This is a genomic window from Fructilactobacillus florum DSM 22689 = JCM 16035 (genome assembly GCF_001436645.1).
GTDB classification, from domain to species: domain Bacteria; phylum Bacillota; class Bacilli; order Lactobacillales; family Lactobacillaceae; genus Fructilactobacillus; species Fructilactobacillus florum.
Genome location: NZ_AYZI01000012.1, coordinates 1 through 14,147, shown reverse-complemented (window position 1 = coordinate 14,147; position 14,147 = coordinate 1). Strand labels below are relative to the sequence as shown.

The window sequence follows — 14,147 nt, the reverse complement described above, 5'->3', positions numbered from 1 at the left end:
ATAGTAACTTGGATTTGTAAAGTAGTGATTAATCCTGCCTTGGACTGGATCCACTTCTAGTGACCAAAAGTATGCTCCTAGTAAAGATAATCCTTGTATTAAAGTCTTTTTGAATCAATTAAATGTTGAACCCACTTATAATTTTATTTATGACGATCTCAATCATTTATATTTACTAATATTCTTCCTTTTTTGCCGTGATTTTTCAAATGCAATTGAGCTTTTTTAGTGTCTTTAAAATCATATATAGAATCTATAAAGGGAATTAATGAATTATGCGAGATCATATTCAAAATTTCTTTATAACTTTTAGGAGAAATGGGGGAATTTTTAAAAACAACATTAACATCTTTTCTACATGCTAAATAATTAGGTAAACTTAACGGAAAAATGGTTCCATTAACTTTTAAAAATGGTTCAACTTGTTTTATAAGTTCATCCAATCCTGAAGTATCAATAATATAATTAAAGTAGTTTTCGGTTAAATTTTTTTCATCAGTAATGATGGAATTATTAAAATTTTCAGTTAAAAATTTAGCACTTTCTTTTGAAGAGTATGTGACTGCATCTACCGACATAATGTTTAACATTTGAAGTAAATAAGTCCCGATTCCTCCAGACCCTCCAATAATTAAAACCTTATCTGATGGCATAATATTTAACTCATTAATTATCATCAACGCTGTATCAGCCCCTCCAAATACTGTTGCTCCTTGTTGTAAAGAAACATTATCTGGTAGAACAAACGTAAAAAAAGGAATACTTGAAGTTACATAATCAGCAAAAGTACCATTTTTAGATACTCCAATAACGTTTTTACCGACTAATTTTTTATTTCTTAATATTCCTGTATCTTTAATTGTTCCAGAAAAACTATATCCTATAATACGTGGTAACGTACTATTAAATTGATTTAATGCTCCATGCTCCATTTTTAGATCCCATGGTAATATGGGGGCATATTTAACTTGTATTAAATCTGATGTCATTGTTAATTTAGGAGATGCTATATTTTCAATACTTAAACCATCAACTCCATTAAAATTGTTTTGTATTACAGCTTTCATAAAAACCTTCCTTTCGACAATAAGAACTATGTAAATAATAAAAGTAATTACAACTTATGAATAATTAGAATTCTAATTATTCATAAACTATGTGTAGAATTTATATTATTAACAATAATTAAATAATCTATAGGAGAAAAATTTATGTTCTCACTAATTTGGGCAATTATCATGATTTTTATAATCGGTTTTGTAATAAATAAAATATTTTATGTTTCGTTTTTTTTAGTGATTAATATAATTAACATAACGATAACAGTGAAAATTAAAAATATTAATTGGTATATATTTGATAAATAAACTAAATTTAGTGAGCTTATAAAATCCCACAAAAAATGCATGGCTATTGTAATATATAAGTTTAATGTACTTATATAAATGACTGCATTAATGACCGCCATAAAAAAGGTGAAAATAATTTGTATAGTCGTTAATACAATACTTTGATTACTTGTTAGCATATTCAAGGAATGTGTAATGCAAAAAAGGAAACTGCTAAAACCGATTCCCATTATATAGGCGCTATTTAATCTATGCCCAAAAGAAAGTTTTTTTATAAACAATGGTAGAATAATTCCTCTAAATACATATTCTTCTAAAATTCCAGCTCCTAGTGACATCTCAAAATATCTAATAGAAAATTTTGTAAACCAGTTACCAGAAAGTAAAATGTATATACAATAACTAAAATATAAAATGATAAACACATTTATAATATATGATTTTGACATTTTCATTTTTGTATATATCTTTTGTTTTATGTAATACCTATTTAAAATAAATATCGAAAGAAAACTAATTACATAATCAATTAAAAGAATGATATTATTTACTTTATTATTCAGATCTATATAATATCCAATAATATTGTGTACTATATGTAATACGATTACTGAAATAATTAGCAAAAAATAAACAAACAATATTTTTTTAAGTAGATGTTGTTGATTTTTCATATACAAATCTCCTATAAATAAAAAGATTAAAGACAAATAATACTAATCTCTAATCCCTTATTTATTCTTCTGAAGTTTAAAGAACTCTATTCCTATATCAAATCATGGATATACACATCCGATTAATTTGTAATTTAAATATAAAGTTCAATATAGGATCTAACAAGCTCTAAAAGGTTACATCCTATGTGATGTAACCTTTATTTCTCATTTGGTAAGTAATTTCCAAAAAATAAAAACGTTTCTATCCCAATTGCTAAAGAAAAACAATGCATAGTAATTCCAAATAGAATTCCAATATCAATATTATTGTTATTGTGATCTAAAATAATGCCTAATTCTAATAGCATTAATACCAAAAAAATAATTAAAAAAACACAAATTATTTTTTTGCGGTTTAATTTAAAATTTTTCGAGATGCCACCATAGTAGGAAAAAAAAACGCATAAATTTAATATTAATAACGGAGTTATAAACGTTAAGTGATATTTACCAATTATGAACAGATTAACTGCACTAACTACAGTTAATATTAGATTAAAATAAAAAGTATATTTCATAATTTCCGTTTTAGTATTATTGAAGCTTTTTTTGCCAATCGTTGAGTTGTTATCTATGTAACAATCCTCTACTTTTTCTGAAAAATAGTTTAAAGGAATATTAAAAATATTACAGATAAGATTTAAAGAATCCAAGTCTGGAATACCACGTTTATTTTCCCAATTTGAAATAGTTTTTCTAGATACATGCAAACTACTAGCTAATTTTTCTTGAGTTATTTTTTTATGTTTTCTTAATTTTACTAACTTGTCTGATATGTCTTGCATACGAATTATCCACCTCAAAGGAATTCAAAACTTTAAAATCGATGAAAATTTCTATGATCACCCTATTAAAAATCCAATTTTTCAAAGTTATAACCATGTTCTAAGTTAAAATTAACATAACTTTAATTAAACATCGTTATATTCCTATGTCAATAATCCCAGCAGAGCTTAAGCATCCGAGCGACTTTTTTATCGGGAAAATTTATTTTTTCAATTTAATCACCACAAAATTTTTGCTACTCTCTCAAATTTTTCAAAACTTCATAAATTTTATTTGCTAATTTAAAAATTTGATGTTATTTTTTCTAATAATAGCTTGAAAGAGGTTTTGAATAATGAAAGTATGTAAATTTGGCGGTACGTCACTAGCAGATGCCGACCACTTTAACCAGATTATCAAGATTATTACTGCCGATCCAGAAAGAACCGCCGTTGTAGTCTCTGCACCGGGCTGCCGGTTTAGCGGGGATCCTAAAGTTACTGATTTGTTAGTAACCTACGCCAAACTCGTTTTGCAGCAACAAGACTATCAGCAAGTCTTAGCCAAAATCATTGCCCGCTACCAAGCAATTGCCCAGCCACTGGGAGTGGCTGAGCTTGCAATGCCTTTTATCAAACAATGTTTGAACCAATTACCACAAAAAACTTTTAAGAACCAGGCCTATCTGATCGCCGCTTTTACCGCCCACGGTGAATATTTAAATGCTTATTTACTTAGTCAAATTCTGCTCCACCAAGGATTGCCCACTAAGTTTATGGACCCCCGTCAGGTTGGCATCACGGTCAGTAATGATCCCGGTGATGCCCACATCCTTCCAGAAACTTACAAACACTTAGCTCCTTACCGAGAAAGCTCAGATTATCTAGTTTTCCCGGGATTTTTTGGGATTACGCCCAACGGTGAGATTGCGACTTTCTCACGGGGCGGATCTGATATTACCGGTTCGATTGTTGCCAACGGTCTGCATGCCAGTGTCTATGAGAACTTTACGGATGTTAATGCGATCTACGCTGTAGATCCGCATATTATTTCCCAGCCCCAAAGCATTAAAGTGATGACCTATCGAGAAATGCGGGAACTTTCTTATGCCGGATTCTCCGTATTTCACGACGAAGCCCTGCTCCCGGCCATTGCTGCAGGCGTGCCCATCAATGTCAAAAACACTAATCATCCCGAACGCCCTGGCACCATGATCGTCCCAGAAAAAAACTTTCATCCCGCCGGACTTGTGACGGGGGTAGCTAGTTCTAAAGGATTCTCGGCTTTATATCTTCACCGTTACCTACTTAATAAGGAAGTGGGATTCACGTTGAAGCTCCTCCAGATTTTGTATAAATACGATATTTCCTATGAACACATGCCTTCTGGGATCGATGACCTAACAATCATTTTTGATAATCAGCACCTCACGACAACTAAACGAACCCAAATTACAAAGGAAGTCCAAGCACTCCTGCATCCAGATCAACTACAATGGATTAATAACTATGCGATTATTATGATTGTTGGAGAAGGAATGCAACTTAGCCCGACTACCATTGAAAAAATCGTACATCCGTTAACGGAACATGATATCAACATCCAAATGATTAATCAGGGCGCTTCGAAAATCTCGATCATGCTTGGCACCAACGAAGCTGACGCCGAGCAAGCCGTCAAATTAATTTATCAATACTTCTTTGACAACAATCGCATTGTCTAGTTCACAGAAAGGACTTCCCATGGTCAAATTACTTAAAGTTCATGGCTCCGAAAATACCTTTTTCTTATTCGATCTTACCCAGTTTGAAAAGCAACCCTCGTTATCATCCATTGCTAAATTAGCCGTTGTCTGTCAAAAAAGCGCTAATCCGGTCTTTAAAAATATCGACGGAATCCTGGTTGTGACTAATTCAACCCATCCTGATTGTCTCGGAAAAATGATTGTCATCAACGCCGATGGTAGTCGCGCCTCAATGTGTGGTAATGGTTTACGAACGGTTACACGATATCTGGCTGAACGTTATCAAAAAAAACAATTCCATGTTGAAACCGACCAGGCTGATTTAGCCGTTACCAGCGAGCCAGAACTGGCTCCCAATGTTCCTGCTTTTGGGGTGGAAATCGGACCCATTCGGTTTAACCAAGCAGCATTCCCCTTTGCAAACCTGCACACTGAAACCATTCAAAATCAACCGTTACCAGACCTAGATCACGATTTGCGTTTTTCTGCCATTGCCGTCCCTAATCCACATCTCATCAGCTTTGTTTCCAAAGCAGTTTTACAATCAGACCGCTTGGAAAAGCTCGGCACTCGGCTAAATTCTAAAAATCAGTATTTCCCCGATGGGGTCAATGTTAGTTTTGCCACCATTCTAGGTGAAAACCGTCTTTTTGTGCGTACCTTTGAACGTGGGGTTGGCTTTACCAATGCCTGTGGAACCGGTATGTCGGCTACCAGTCTCGCCTACGCTATCAATCAATCGGGGGGTGACTTTGACCGTCTGGTAACTGTATTTAATCCTGGCGGCATGGTTAAAGTTCACGCTGTGTGCCGAGCTGAAAACTATCAACTCCAATTAATTGCGAACGCAACCACACTAGGCTACATTACGATCCCCACTACAGCTCTTTGGCAGCATCAATTTAACCAAGCTAACTATAAACAAACCAACGAAGAAACCGCTTATCAAGCCTGGGTCAAAGCGATTAAAAACTAATCTAGTTTATGAGAGCTTAATTTTGTCAATTGCACCGAATATTAAAAGTGATATTATGTAATCAACAAGCTTTAACTGGTTCAGCGAGACCACAAGCCTCTGATTTGACTAACCGAACATCCACAGGTGGTTTAGGTCGAGCTGTTCTCAGCACGAGCTAAACCACTTTTTATTTGGAGGTCATCAGATGCATTTCTCACAATTATCAAAGTATCAAAAACGGGTCTCCCTCTCAACGGGGATTGGTTTTGTTCTCGAACGAATGGATTCCGTTTTAATTGGTCTCGCTTTGGCTTCCATCATTGCTACGCTCCATATCTCAAAGGCGCAAGGTGGTTTGCTTCCATCAATCACCGCTCTCGGATCATTAGTTGGCGGAGTTGGCTTCGGGGTTTTAGCTGATAAATTTGGACGAGTTAAAACCCTCAGCTGGTCGATTTTCATCTATGCGATCGGAACTGCTGGGATGGGTTTTACTAATTCATTTTTCATGCTATGTATCTTTCGGATCATCATTGGCATCGGCACGAGTGGTGAATACGGTATTGCACTGACGATGCTCAGCGAAGCCTTTGAAAAGAAGTACATGGGACGAGTCTCAGCTGCCGCTGGGATTGCTGGTCAGCTAGGAGCTATCATTTCATCATTACTGGCCGCCTGGATTCTGCCCCGGTATGGTTGGCATGTGCTCTTCTTTACTGGGATTATCCCTGTAATTTTAGCGTGGTTTATTCGCTTTCACCTGCCCGAAAGCAACACCTTCAATCAAAACCGAGCCGAAGCCGTTGCAACTCCCAAAATCAAGCTAGGCGACGTCAAATCCTTGTTTGCCACTCCCACGGAAACTTGGCTATCCTTGCGGATTATCATCATGTTCTTAATTCATATCGGCGGGTATACTACCATTATAAATTGGCTGCCAACCATCGCCCAAGAACGGATGCATACTGACATTGCCAGTTCATCATTATGGATGGCCTTTACCATCATTGGAATGGCTCTCGGAATGGGAGTCTTTGGGTATCTCCAAGACACTTTTGGCAGTCGGTTAGCGTTTGGTCTTTATCTAGTTGGATCAGCAGCCACTGTCTATCTCTTGATTCTTGCTCAAAATCCCGTGGAATTTGTTATTGCAGGAACAATTGTCGGCTTTTTAACTGATGGTATGTATAGTGGTTATGGCGCCGTAGTAAGTAGTTTATACTCTAGTAAGAACCGAGCAACAGCTAATAACACGATTATGTCACTTGCCAAAACCATCGGAACCTTTACCCCAGTACTGGTCGGTTTCATTATGGATGTTGCTTCGATTACAACCGTCGTTATTTTCATGAGTTGCTGTTACTTACTGAGTTTGCTTGTCATGCTCTCCATCAAACAATTGAAAAGGAATCATCCCCGTTATGTTAAAGAAAATTAAAATCCTATCAACCAGCGATGTCCATGGGTTTATCTATCCGACTGACTATTCTAGCCCTGATAAAACAACTCCTCTTGGATTACTTAAAGCTGGCAGTCTAATTCGCCGAATCAAAGACCAATCCCAACCAGATGAATTGGTGCTGGCTGTCGAAAACGGTGATTTAATCCAAGGTTCGCCACTAACCAGTTATCTGGCAGATCATCCCCAAAGCGACCAGTCATTCTTAACGAAAATAACTAGTAAAATTGGTTATCAGGCTGGCATTTTAGGAAATCACGAATTCAATTTTGGACTTGAATTTTTACGTCATGCTGAGTCACAGCGTAACTATCCCTTATTAGGCGCTAACTTGCATGGTCATGATCGGACCGGGATTAGTGATCGGACCTATCAGATTATCGAAGAACAAGGGGTCAAAATTGCCATTCTAGGTCTAACTACCGCCTTTGTTCCCAACTGGGAAGCTCCCAAAAATCTTGGTGATTTACAATTTGAATCAATCCTGAGCACGGCCGCTCGCCTGCTTCCAAGCCTTCGTTCCCTAGCAGACGTTGTCATCGTTGCCTATCATGGCGGTTTCGAAGCAGATCTAACGACTGGACAGGCAACGGAACCGGTAACTACAGAAAACGAAGGTTACCGTCTATTAACCAGCATCCCAGGAATTGACGCTTTAATCACGGGACACCAACACCGAAAATTAGCAGGACATCTAAACGGTGTGCCTTATACTCAACCTGGACTTCACGGGACTTACGTAGGCGAAATTGAGTTAACCCTAGATCAAGCCCATCATGTCGTCAGTAGTACTAGTCAATTGCTACCAACGGCAAATGAACCACTTGATCCAAACATCATGCCATCGTCCGCTTTAGAAGACCAGGTTCAAGGCTGGTTATCCCAGTCTCTAGGGGAGCATGTTGGTGCTTCCATGCGGATTGCAGATCCTTTGACAGCTCGGCAACACGGTCATCCTTACCTAACTTTTGTCAATCAAGTCCAAATGGACGCAGTGGATACTGATATTGCAGCAACCGCTCTCTTTAATGATGAATTAACTGGTTTCCCAACTAAACTCACATTGCGAGACATCTTCAATAATTATCCCTATCCTAATCTAGCCGTCGCCGAATTAGTTACGGGGCGCGAATTACGCCAAGCCTTGGAGCAATGCGCCAGCTTCTTTCAAATCAACTGTGGTCAGTTGCAAATTAATCCTAAATTTTGTGAGCCGAAGCCCCAGCTATTTAATTACGATTTATACACTGGCATCAATTACGAATTTGACATTCGTAAACCCATCGGACATCGGGTAACGTACTTAACCTATCATGAAAAGGCGGTAACGGAAGAACAGCAATTAATTGTTGCTATGAATAACTATCGTGCTATCGGCGGGGGTAACTATCCCATGTTTGCTAGCAGCAAAATTCAGCGACAGAGTCAAAAAACCATCCCGAATCTCATGATTGATTATCTAAAAAACCATCAACCCTATCAAGCTCAGTCGCCACACAACTTCTCTCTTAAATTCTAGGAGCTCTCATGAATAATCTCACTACGTATCTTGCTAACATCCAAGATCCAGCCCACCAGGCCTGCTTTAAAAACGTTTTAACTTGGATTGACAACCAATTTCCCCAGTTAACCCTAGAGATGCGTTATAACCAACCCATGTTCACCGCCCACAAAACTTATATTATCGGTCTGTCAGCAGCCACTGCTCACTATGCGATCGGAGTTGAACGCAGCAGTGAAATGAAAGTCATCCAAGCAGAAATCGAACGACTCCAATTAAGTTGCGGCAAAAAGATCATTAGAATCCCATATGAGCTACCGCTCCCAACCGAATTATTACAAACTTTAATTACCGCTCGATTAAAGACCAAGGCAAACTGTCATAATTTTTGGATGCCTTCGCCTTACCATTAAGATTTAGTAACTAGTTAATTACATTAAGAGTTTCCCTGCTTCCAAGTTAAAAGGGTGTGGCAACTGCCACACCCTTTTAACTTGAGCCTTCTAAAATAAATGATGCTTAGTATTCAATAATTTTATCGATAAATTCACGAGCCCGGTCCGTTGCAGGGGCAGAAAACAGTGTCTCCGGTGCAGCTTTTTCTTGTAGTTGACCATCCGCCATAAACCAAACTTCATCGGCAACTTTTCGTGCAAAGCCCATTTCATGCGTCACTACTACCATCGTCATGCCGGTCTCTGCTAGACCCTGCATTACATGCAGAACTTCTCCCACCATTTCAGGATCTAGGGCACTAGTCGGTTCATCAAAGAGCATTACTTCCGGATGCATGGCAAGGGCACGGGCCATCGCCACCCGCTGAGCCTGCCCACCAGATAGGCTAGCTGGGTAAACAGCAGCTTTTTCTGCCAATCCAACTTGAGCTAATAATTTCATTCCAACTGCTTCAGCGGCTTGATCACTCATTCCCTTAACGCGTTTCGGAGCAAGCTTTACATTTTCAATGACTGTTAAATTAGGAAATAAATTAAAATCTTGAAACACCATTCCAATTCGTTCACCCAAACTAGCTAGTTCCTTATTGGTAAAATCGTGTAGCGCTTTTCCGTCGACTAACACGGAACCACTCGTCGGCTGTTCCAAATGATTCAAGCATCTTAATAGCGTGCTTTTCCCAGAACCAGAAGGTCCAATAATACAGATAACTTGACCAGCGTTCACGGTTCCATCAATTCCCTTTAAAATCTGCTGGTCACCAAAATCTTTTTTCAAATTTTTAATTTGAAGTAACGGAACTTGGGTTGCTGCCTTAGCCATGGTTCATGCTCCTTTCATAGAAATTAAGTATCCTGGTTAGAATAAACGAAATAACGAAGTAAATTACCATTGCTACAATAATCGGAGCGACTCCCCGATACGTATCAGCTCGAACCACATTTAATTGGTAAACCAAATCAGTTACTCCAATGATTGACACAATCGAACTTTCTTTAATGATTGTAATAAATTCGTTTCCCAATGCCGGCCAAATGTTTTTGAAGGATTGCGGTAGAATAACAAAGCGCATCGTATCGGATGCATTCAGTCCCAAGCTTTTAGCGGCTTCAGTTTGTCCCTTGGCTACCGAATTAATCCCACCTCGGATGATTTCACTTACATACGCACCACTATTTAATGAGACTGCAATGATCCCAGCTGTTAAAGCTGGAATATTAATCAGTACTCCCAAACCAAAGTAAACCAACAAAACTTGCACCATCATCGGAGTCCCTCGCACCACTTCAGTATAGCTGATGGACAGCCACCGGAAAACCCGAAATCGGCTTAGCCGTAATAATGCCAACAAAACGCCTAGGATAATCCCAAAAAAGATTGAAACAACTGAGATGATTAACGTGTATTGAACCCCATTTGCGAAATATTTCCAGTAATGCCACATTGAAGTATTCTGCGTATTCGCCTTCATATGCTTTCCCGCTTGCTTAATGTAGCCTGGAATTAACTGCTGCTGATGAATGCGATCAATACTTTGGTTTAATGCCCTGACCATCGCTGGATTTCCTTTTTGAACAGCAATGGCTGCTCCAACATCATTTTTACCCAGCTGATATCCAGCATCAATTGCCTTTAACTCCGGATCATTGGACGTATAGGCCGCTGCAACTGGTTTTTCAACTCCCACGGCATCTAATTTATGCGTTTTAAGCGCTAAGACTAAATCCGGAGTCTTTTCCATTCCAGTAACTTGAGCTTTCGGAATATTTTTTTTAGCAAGGGTATACTGAAGCGCTTCTGATTGGGCGCCGATCTTTTTCCCTTCCAGATCTTTTTTGCTTTTAATCTGACCAGCTTGACTTTTATTAATTAAAAAACTTTGGCCCCCGCTATAATAAATCTTTGAAAAATCAACATTTTGAGCTCGTTCAGGAGTTGGATTAATTCCTCCAATTGCCATATCAACTTTGCCAGTTTGAACTGCAACCAGCAATGAAGCAAAACTCATATTTTTTAGTTGTAATTTAACTTTTTGATCTTTAGCAATCTGCTTAGCAATCTCAATATCAATCCCGACATCAGTTTGCTTACCATTCTGATTAATTTGAAATTCAAAGGGGGGATAATCTGGTGAAGTTCCGACCACCATTGTTCCCCGCTGACGGATGCGGTTCAGTGTCTGATCATCAGCGCACGCTCGGCGGGCAGCCATCATCCCTCCAAAAACTACCATGACCAACAAACAAAGCTGTGGCACTATCATGCCGTGCGACTTAGATTTAACCACTGAATCTCATCTCCCTAATCATTAATTTGGTTAATAAAAAATTAATCTTTATCAGCTTATCACGAATTCACCAATAAACAAACATTAATTTTCAATTCTGCCTTAAAATGTCCCAAAAACAAACATAATCGCTACCCGTAGTCGTAATTAACTACCTAGTAACGATTATTTCCCATTTTTTTATTTTTGGAATGTTTGCAACTCCGCTTTGGCACGTGCTAACTGTTTACGAACTTGATCGAAACCAGTTCCTCCTTCGGAATTTCTCCTTGCAACTGCCACTTCCGGTTGTAAATCATGATAGACATCTGCTTCAATTTCAGGAGCAGCTGCCTGTAATTCCGCTAGCGACAGATCCTGCAAGTTTTGCTTAGTTTGCAGACAATGGAGGACTAACCGTCCCACAATCCCATGGGCTTTCCGAAATGGCACCCCTTTAGCCGCCAGATAGTCAGCTAATTCCGTAGCATTGGACAAATCGTTGGTGGTACTTTGTTCCATCTGATCAGTTTTAACCGTCAAAGTTTTAATCATGCCATTAAATACTCTTAAGGCGGGTAAAATGGTTTTTACCGTATCAAAAACCCCTTCTTTGTCTTCCTGCAAATCCTTATTATAGGCCAGCGGTAACGACTTTAACGTCGACAATAATGCCAACAGGTGACCATAGACCCGTCCGCTTTTACCTCGGATGAGTTCTGCCATATCAGGATTCTTTTTCTGGGGCATAATGGAACTACCAGTCGTATATGCGTCGCTTAGCTCCAAAAAATTGAATTCGAAACTAACCCACATACTTAATTCCTCACAAAAACGAGACAAATGCATTAACAATAGCGAACTGTTGCTTAAAAACTCAACCGCAAAGTCCCGATCGGAAACGGCATCTAATGAATTTTCATAAACTTTAGAAAACCCTAATTCACGAGCCGTGAATTGCCGATCAATTGGAAAGGTTGTCCCAGCTAACGCAGCCGCTCCAAGCGGAAGCAGATCTACATGTTGTTGGTTAAATTCGAATCGTTCACAATCCCGTTTAAACATTTGATAGTAGGCCAACAAATAATGTGCATATGAAATCGGCTGGGCGTGTTGCAAATGTGTGTATCCCGGCATAATTGTGGTAACGTGTCGTTCGGCCAATTCCACTAAAGTTTCCTGAACCGTTCTAATTTCCGCAATGATTTTAGGCAGTCGGCGTTTGAGATAGAGATGGAAGTCCGTGGCAACTTGATCATTTCGAGACCGAGCTGTATGCAATTTCCCCGCTACTGGTCCGATCCGCTCTGTCAAAATTTGTTCAATATTCATATGAATATCTTCATTTGTAGTCGTAAATTTTAGTTTCCCCGCATGTAAATCGCTACGAATCGCTTCTAATCCCGCAACAATTTTTGCAACGTCTGGGGATGATAAAATCTTCGTTTTTTCGAGCATTTTAACGTGGGCTAGGGAGCCCGCTAAATCTTCATCAGCTAATTCCTGATCAAAAGCAATCGAAGCCCCAAATTGATCCACTAATTCATCAGCTTGTTTTTGAAATCGACCACCCCATAATTTATTACTGCTCATGCGCACCACCTGCTTGCTGGTTCCGTAGTCGTACTTCCGCCGCAACTTTAGTTGGTAGCCCCCATAACTTGATAAAACCTTTCGAAGCTACTTGATCAAAAGCATCAGCTGACGTATAGGTTGCCAAATCTTTATCGTACAACGAATCAACGGATTTCCGCCCCAGAACGACGACGGTGCCCTTAAAAAGTTTTAATTTAACAATCCCATTGACACATTGCTGCGAAGAAATCACAAACGCTCGCAGTGATTCCATCAGAGGCGAGTACCATAAACCATTATAAATTAACTCACTAATCTGTTTTTCTACAATCGGTTTAAAGTGCGCTAGTTCACGTTCAAAGGTTAGACTTTCCAATTCTTGATGGGCTGCTAATAATACCGCAGCTCCCGGAGTCTCATAAATCTCTCTTGATTTAATTCCAACCAGCCGGTTTTCAATATGGTCAAGGCGCCCAATGCCATGTTCACCGGCTACTTGATTAAGCTTTTCAATGATGTTAGCAAAAGAAGCTGATTTCCCGTCTAATTTAACTGGCAGTCCGTGATAAAACTCAAGCTCAATGATTGTTGGTTGGTCAGGGGTTTTACTAATCGGGGTGGTCATTGCATATGCATCCTCTGGGGCACTTTCCCACGGATCTTCTAAAACTCCTGCTTCATTCGCACGTCCCCAAATATTACTATCAATTGAATAGGGTGAATCAAGGTCAATCGGAATGTCAATCTGATGTTCCTGTGCGTAGTCAATTTCATCCTCTCGAGACCAATGCCAATCTCTGACTGGGCTTAGTACGTCCAAATCCGGAGCCAATGCATGAATTGCGACTTCAAAACGAACTTGATCATTTCCCTTTCCAGTACAGCCATGCGCAATTGCATCGGCATTTTCCTGCTGAGCGATCTCAACTAGTTTCTTTGCAATTAGTGGACGAGACAAAGCTGAAACTAGCGGATAAACCCCTTCGTATCTGGCATTAGCTTGTAATGCCACAGACAGATATTGATCAGCATATTCGTCAAGAGCGTTAATCATGTACGAGCTTACTGCCCCCACACGCAGGGCTTTTTCTTTAATAAAATCGGCATCCTTTTCCTCACCGACATTGACACAACAAGCAACTACGTCATACCCCTGATCAGTTAACCAAGCAATTGCCACCGATGTATCTAATCCTCCAGAATATGCTAACACTACTTTTTTCTTCGTCATCTTTGTCCACCATCCTCATTTAAATTGTTTTAAGATTACTACACCAGTGGCTGGCTTTCAATAACCTTTTTAAAGTACCAGTTAATCTTAATTAAATTTTGTATACAAAAAAGGCCCCAGTCAACCG

The 14,147-nt window shown here is 39.0% G+C and carries 12 protein-coding genes; 5 read left to right on the top strand and 7 right to left on the bottom strand.

The window, feature by feature from the left end; all coding sequences use genetic code 11:
• Positions 1-158: 158 nt before the first annotated feature.
• The 3 genes from FC87_RS06285 to FC87_RS06275 all read right to left on the bottom strand — a co-directional run bounded on the left by FC87_RS06285 (position 159) and on the right by FC87_RS06275 (position 2,850).
• Positions 159-1,067 carry an MDR/zinc-dependent alcohol dehydrogenase-like family protein gene (locus FC87_RS06285; protein ID WP_056961937.1) on the bottom strand — a complete coding sequence of 303 codons (909 nt, stop codon included), beginning with the start codon at positions 1,065-1,067 and terminating at the stop codon, positions 159-161.
• A gap of 209 nt (positions 1,068-1,276) precedes the next feature.
• Positions 1,277-2,023 (bottom strand): CPBP family intramembrane glutamic endopeptidase, encoded by a 747-nt coding sequence (locus FC87_RS06280; RefSeq protein WP_056961934.1) that lies wholly within the window; start codon positions 2,021-2,023, stop codon positions 1,277-1,279.
• 200 nt (positions 2,024-2,223) lie between these two features.
• Positions 2,224-2,850 carry a helix-turn-helix domain-containing protein gene (locus FC87_RS06275; protein ID WP_056961932.1) on the bottom strand — a complete coding sequence of 209 codons (627 nt, stop codon included), beginning with the start codon at positions 2,848-2,850 and terminating at the stop codon, positions 2,224-2,226.
• A 335-nt stretch (positions 2,851-3,185) separates the two neighbouring features.
• On the opposite strand from FC87_RS06275, the gene FC87_RS06270 reads away from it, so the two are divergent.
• The 5 genes from FC87_RS06270 (at position 3,186) to FC87_RS06250 (ending at position 8,905) form a co-directional block, all read left to right on the top strand.
• Positions 3,186-4,553, top strand: a complete 1,368-nt coding sequence (locus FC87_RS06270; RefSeq protein ID WP_056961930.1) for an aspartate kinase — start codon at positions 3,186-3,188, stop codon at positions 4,551-4,553.
• A gap of 19 nt (positions 4,554-4,572) precedes the next feature.
• Positions 4,573-5,550, top strand: coding sequence for a diaminopimelate epimerase (dapF, locus tag FC87_RS06265; protein WP_054691098.1), 978 nt, complete (start codon positions 4,573-4,575; stop codon positions 5,548-5,550).
• Between the two features lie 187 nt (positions 5,551-5,737).
• The gene (locus FC87_RS06260) at positions 5,738-6,970 is read left to right on the top strand and encodes an MFS transporter (protein ID WP_054691099.1); all 1,233 of its coding nucleotides are present in this window, start codon (positions 5,738-5,740) and stop codon (positions 6,968-6,970) included.
• Positions 6,954-8,510, top strand: coding sequence for a bifunctional metallophosphatase/5'-nucleotidase (locus FC87_RS06255; protein WP_056961929.1), 1,557 nt, complete (start codon positions 6,954-6,956; stop codon positions 8,508-8,510). The genes FC87_RS06260 and FC87_RS06255 overlap by 17 nt, the downstream gene beginning before the upstream one ends.
• 8 nt (positions 8,511-8,518) lie before the next feature.
• On the top strand, positions 8,519-8,905 hold the full coding sequence (locus tag FC87_RS06250; RefSeq protein WP_054691102.1) for an iron chaperone: 387 nt from the start codon (positions 8,519-8,521) through the stop codon (positions 8,903-8,905).
• A gap of 106 nt (positions 8,906-9,011) precedes the next feature.
• On the opposite strand, the gene FC87_RS06245 is transcribed toward FC87_RS06250, so the two are convergent.
• From FC87_RS06245 to FC87_RS06230, 4 genes are all read right to left on the bottom strand, one after another.
• A complete protein-coding gene (locus FC87_RS06245; protein WP_009167082.1) occupies positions 9,012-9,770 on the bottom strand; it encodes an amino acid ABC transporter ATP-binding protein in 759 nt (252 codons plus the stop codon).
• The gene (locus FC87_RS06240; protein ID WP_235804443.1) at positions 9,763-11,181 is read right to left on the bottom strand and encodes an ABC transporter substrate-binding protein/permease; all 1,419 of its coding nucleotides are present in this window, start codon (positions 11,179-11,181) and stop codon (positions 9,763-9,765) included. Before FC87_RS06240 ends, FC87_RS06245 begins: the two co-directional genes overlap by 8 nt.
• 234 nt (positions 11,182-11,415) lie before the next feature.
• Positions 11,416-12,807, bottom strand: coding sequence for an argininosuccinate lyase (gene argH, locus FC87_RS06235; protein WP_056961927.1), 1,392 nt, complete (start codon positions 12,805-12,807; stop codon positions 11,416-11,418).
• Positions 12,797-14,020, bottom strand: coding sequence for an argininosuccinate synthase (locus tag FC87_RS06230; RefSeq protein ID WP_054691104.1), 1,224 nt, complete (start codon positions 14,018-14,020; stop codon positions 12,797-12,799). Before FC87_RS06230 ends, argH begins: the two co-directional genes overlap by 11 nt.
• Positions 14,021-14,147: the final 127 nt, after the last annotated feature.

Coding starts and splice junctions, on each gene's coding strand:
- FC87_RS06285 (WP_056961937.1), bottom strand. CDS start 1,067: ATGAAAGCTGTAATACAAAACAATTTTAATGGAGTTGATGGTTTAAGT.
- FC87_RS06280 (WP_056961934.1), bottom strand. CDS start 2,023: ATGAAAAATCAACAACATCTACTTAAAAAAATATTGTTTGTTTATTTT.
- FC87_RS06275 (WP_056961932.1), bottom strand. CDS start 2,850: ATGCAAGACATATCAGACAAGTTAGTAAAATTAAGAAAACATAAAAAA.
- FC87_RS06270 (WP_056961930.1), top strand. CDS start 3,186: ATGAAAGTATGTAAATTTGGCGGTACGTCACTAGCAGATGCCGACCAC.
- dapF (WP_054691098.1), top strand. CDS start 4,573: ATGGTCAAATTACTTAAAGTTCATGGCTCCGAAAATACCTTTTTCTTA.
- FC87_RS06260 (WP_054691099.1), top strand. CDS start 5,738: ATGCATTTCTCACAATTATCAAAGTATCAAAAACGGGTCTCCCTCTCA.
- FC87_RS06255 (WP_056961929.1), top strand. CDS start 6,954: ATGTTAAAGAAAATTAAAATCCTATCAACCAGCGATGTCCATGGGTTT.
- FC87_RS06250 (WP_054691102.1), top strand. CDS start 8,519: ATGAATAATCTCACTACGTATCTTGCTAACATCCAAGATCCAGCCCAC.
- FC87_RS06245 (WP_009167082.1), bottom strand. CDS start 9,770: ATGGCTAAGGCAGCAACCCAAGTTCCGTTACTTCAAATTAAAAATTTG.
- FC87_RS06240 (WP_235804443.1), bottom strand. CDS start 11,181: ATGGTAGTTTTTGGAGGGATGATGGCTGCCCGCCGAGCGTGCGCTGAT.
- argH (WP_056961927.1), bottom strand. CDS start 12,807: ATGAGCAGTAATAAATTATGGGGTGGTCGATTTCAAAAACAAGCTGAT.
- FC87_RS06230 (WP_054691104.1), bottom strand. CDS start 14,020: ATGACGAAGAAAAAAGTAGTGTTAGCATATTCTGGAGGATTAGATACA.